Source organism: Streptomyces sp. SID4985 (assembly GCF_009863025.1).
In the GTDB taxonomy this organism is placed as follows: Bacteria; Actinomycetota; Actinomycetes; order Streptomycetales; family Streptomycetaceae; genus Streptomyces.
In genome coordinates this window covers 1-3,711 of the sequence record NZ_WWIR01000499.1, presented here as the reverse complement: position 1 = coordinate 3,711, position 3,711 = coordinate 1, and the positions used below count along the sequence as shown (strand labels likewise).

General features: G+C 74.7%; 3 protein-coding genes. All 3 read right to left on the bottom strand.

Features of this window, described 5'->3' with window-relative positions; all coding sequences use genetic code 11:
- On the bottom strand, positions 1–1,383 hold a 1,383-nt coding region (locus GTW40_RS21930; protein ID WP_237525621.1), incomplete at its 3' end, for a lipid II flippase MurJ.
- 38 nt (positions 1,384–1,421) lie between these two features.
- Positions 1,422–2,810: an O-antigen ligase family protein gene (locus GTW40_RS21925; RefSeq protein ID WP_161181897.1), complete on the bottom strand. Its 1,389-nt coding sequence runs from the start codon at positions 2,808–2,810 to the stop codon at positions 1,422–1,424.
- A gap of 3 nt (positions 2,811–2,813) precedes the next feature.
- A partial coding sequence (locus GTW40_RS21920; RefSeq protein ID WP_202486250.1) for a sugar transferase occupies positions 2,814–3,711 on the bottom strand: 898 nt, incomplete at its 5' end.

The following is a 3,711-nucleotide window of genomic DNA, read 5'->3' as shown; positions in this document are numbered from 1 at the left end:
GCGCCGCACCCCGCGTCGCCGCGCCCGCGCCCCGCCCAGCAGCAGGGCCGCGGTGAGCGTGATGCCGGTGGCGTTGGCGGCGGCGATCCCGGTCACGCCCCAGGTGTCGACCGTCGCCGCGCCGATCCAGGCGGTGACCGCGACCCCGGCCGCGATGGCACCGACCGGGTACCAGGCGGCGCGGCCCGCCGAGAAGTAGGAGCGGACCAGGACGCCGGTCAGGGTCTGGCCGAGCAGTCCGGCCGCGTACACCCGCATCACGCCCGCCGTCGCCGCCGTGTCCTCGGCGGTGAACGCGCCGCGCTGGAAGAGGAGTTGGACGATCTGTGGAGCGCAGGCCAGCACCGCCGCCGTGCCGAGCAGCACCAGCGTGGCCGCGACCGCGAGATCCCGCTCCACCCGGACCCGGGCCCGCTCGGTGTCGCCCTCGGCCAGCGCCCGCGCCACCACCGGGAAGGTGACCGTGCACAGCATCATCGACATGGTCATCGGGATCTGGGCGATCTTCTGGGCGTAGTTGAGGTGCGAGATCGCCCCCGACGGCAGCCCCGAGGCGAGGAACCGCTCGATCAGCACCTGAGACTGACGGCACAGCGCGAACAGCAGCACGGTGGCCATGAGTTGGAGGTCGACGCGCTGGCTCGGCGGGGCTGGACACGGTTCGACGGAGAGGGGAGCGTCGGTCTCCCGGGTGCGTAAGCGCCATACGAGAAAGGGCAGTTGGAGGAGCACCATCAGAACTCCGCCCAGCGCCACCCCGAACGCGGCCGAGCGCACTCCCCACGCGCCGCCGAGGGCGAACATGGCCGTGACGATGCCGGTGTTGTAGGCGACGTAGATCGCCGCCGGGGCCAGGAAGCTGCGGTGGGCCCGCAGCGCGGCGCTGCAGTACCCGGCGAGACCGAAGCTGACCACGCAGGTCGCGGTGAGCCGGGTGCAGTCCACGGCGAGGGCGGGGTGGGGCAGCCCGGGCGCCAGCACCGCGACGAGTCCGGGCGCGGCCGTGGCGAGCAGCACGCCCACCACCGTGAGGGCCAGCGCGAGACGGGGCAGCGTACCGGCGACGAGCGAGCGCACCGGGTCGCCCGGCGCCCCGCGCGCCCGGCGGGCCAGCGCCATGCTGAACGCCGGGATCAGCGCGAACGCCAGCCCGTCCTCGATGAGCAGCGTGGCCGCGAACTCCGGAACTGTCCAGGCGACCAGGAACGCGTCGGTGTCCAGCCCGGCCCCGAACAGCCGCGCCAGCGACTGGTCCCGGACGAGCCCGAGGACCGCGCCCGCCGCGGAGAGGGAGGCGGTGAGAAGGGCGGCGCGGGCGAGGAAACGGGGGGTGGTGGCGGGGGGTTCCGGCACCGGATCGGCGGGGCGGGCAGGGCTCGCCAGTCCGGTTTCCGGTACGGGCTTGGGCAGAGGGGTGATGGTCACAGGACTCCGGCTCCCCTCGCCACCGGGACGGCCGGGAAGGCGCCGGTCATAGGTCGGGCGGACCGGACCGGCTCAGCGCCGCCGACCAGCGCCCACCACGCCACCAGCCCCAGGGCCACCGCCGTCAGCACGGTGGACGGGCCGCCGATGTCGGCGTACATGAAGTCCACCAGCAGCCAGACCAGCAGCCCGCAGCCGATGACCCCGTACTCCCTGCCCCCGGCCGCACGGGTCGTACGGGTCGCCCACAGCCCCCGCAGCCCGAGCACCAGCAGCGCCAGCCAGGAGCCCGCGAGGCACAGCAGGCCGGTCAGGCCCTGTTCGCCGAGGACCAGGAGGTACATGTTGTGCGGGGAGAGCAGTGGCTGCCGGCGGAAGCCCGCGCCCGCGCCCGCCGTGTCGCTGCCGGAGGACAGGGCCAGCGAGGCGTGCCCGTCGCGGTACTCGGGGAAGCCCTTCAACCCCACGCCGGTCAGCGGGTGTTCGCGCCACATGCCAGTCGCCGCCGCCCACATGGTGTACCGGTCGGTCACCGACTGGTCCGGCGCGTCCGCCACCTGCGTGATGCTGCCCAGCCGCTCCTGGAGCATCGCCGTACCCACCCCGAGACCGCCCACCAGCACCACCCCGGCCGCCAGCGCGACCGCGCCCACCTTCAGCGCCCGGCGCGGCCCGGACAGCGCCAGCTGCACGGTGAGCGTCAGGGTGGTCGCGATCCAGGCACCCCGGCTGAAGGACAGCGCGAGCGGGAGCAGCAGGGCGAGGGCGCAGACTCCGGCGATCACCCGCTCGCGAGCGGGAGTTGGGGCCGATGCGGAGGACGGCGTCGGGGCCGTGCCCCCGCCCAGCGCCACCCCCACCGCGCAGATCAGCCCGAACGACACCACCGTCGCCATCCCCATCACGTCCTGCGCCCCGAAGGTGCCGACCGCGCGGATGTCCTCGCCCTGGTAGGAGGCGCCGGTCGCCGTGACGTACTGCTTCACGCCGACCGCCCCCTCCCACAGCGCGAGTCCGATCAAGGCCCAGACCAGCAGCCGTACATCGCGTCGGTCGCGCAGGAGCAGCACCACGGCCGCCGGGACCAGAACGAAGACCTGGAGGTAGCGGCCGAGGCCCGCGAACCCCGCGCCGGGCGAGACCGCGCCCATCGCGGCCAGCGCCGTACCGGCCACCGGCAGTCCGAGGACGACGGCGGCCGTACGGGACAGCGGGCGCCGCCGCTCGTGCAAGAGCCGCAGGACGCAGTACCCGACGACCAGCGCGGAGGCGGCGTCGGCCGGTCCGGCGCCCCCGTCGTCGCCCGACAGGGGGAGCGCCAGGAGCGCCACGACGGCGAGCACCGGCAGTACCGGGCGGCGCGACAGCCACAGAGCGAGGCTCATCGGTCAGCTCCCGGTGGAACGCACGAGCACGGCCGCGGTGCGGAGCAGGATGCAGACGTCCTGCCACAGCGACCAGGTGTCGATGTACGCGTTGTCGAAGCGGGCCCGGTCCTCGATCGAGGTGTCCCCTCGCAAGCCGTTGACCTGCGCGAGCCCGGTGACACCGACCCGCATCCGGTGCCGGGCGGCGTAGCCGGGGTGGAGCTGGCTGAACCGCGCGACGAAGAAGGGGCGTTCGGGGCGCGGTCCGACCAGGCTCATGTCGCCCCGGAAGACGTTCCACAGCTGGAGCAGCTCGTCCAGCGAGGTACGGCGCAGGAAGCGGCAGAAGGCGCTCATCTCCGGCTCGCCCGCCACACTCCAGCGCGTCGCGGACTCGCGCTCGTCCACCGGGCGGTGCGTGCGGAACTTCAGCAGCGTGAAGGGGCGGCCGTCCTTGCCGATCCGCTCCTGCCGGAACACCACGCCCGGCCCCTCGGTCAGCCGCAGCACCGCGGCGCACGCCAGCAGCAGCGGGCCGCACAGGACGAGCAGGGCGCCCGAGACGGTCAGGTCCAGCAGCCGCTTGGCCAGGCTGCCCGGTTGCCGCGCGCCCGCGTCGACACGGCGTACGGCGAAACCGGCCAGCCGCTCGCGCACGCCGTACGCCGGACCGTCCGCCGACACCTCCCAGAGGGCGCAGCCCGACTCGGCCAACGCCCGCAGCAGCGGGGCCCGCTCGGCGCGGGTCGCGGGGCCGACGACCAGGACGGTGCGCACCCCGTTCTGGATCAGGGCCCGCTCCACCTGCTCCTCGCCGGTCAGCACCGGCAGACCGTCGCTGCCGTCCGGGCGGTCCGCGACCACACCGACCGGCTGCACCCCGCAGCCCGGGTGCCTGAGCAGCGCGGCCGCCACCCGC

What these genes read in the sequence shown, in the direction of transcription:
- GTW40_RS21925 (WP_161181897.1), bottom strand. Translation starts at nt 2,810, where the DNA reads ATGAGCCTCGCTCTGTGGCTGTCGCGCCGCCCGGTACTGCCGGTGCTC.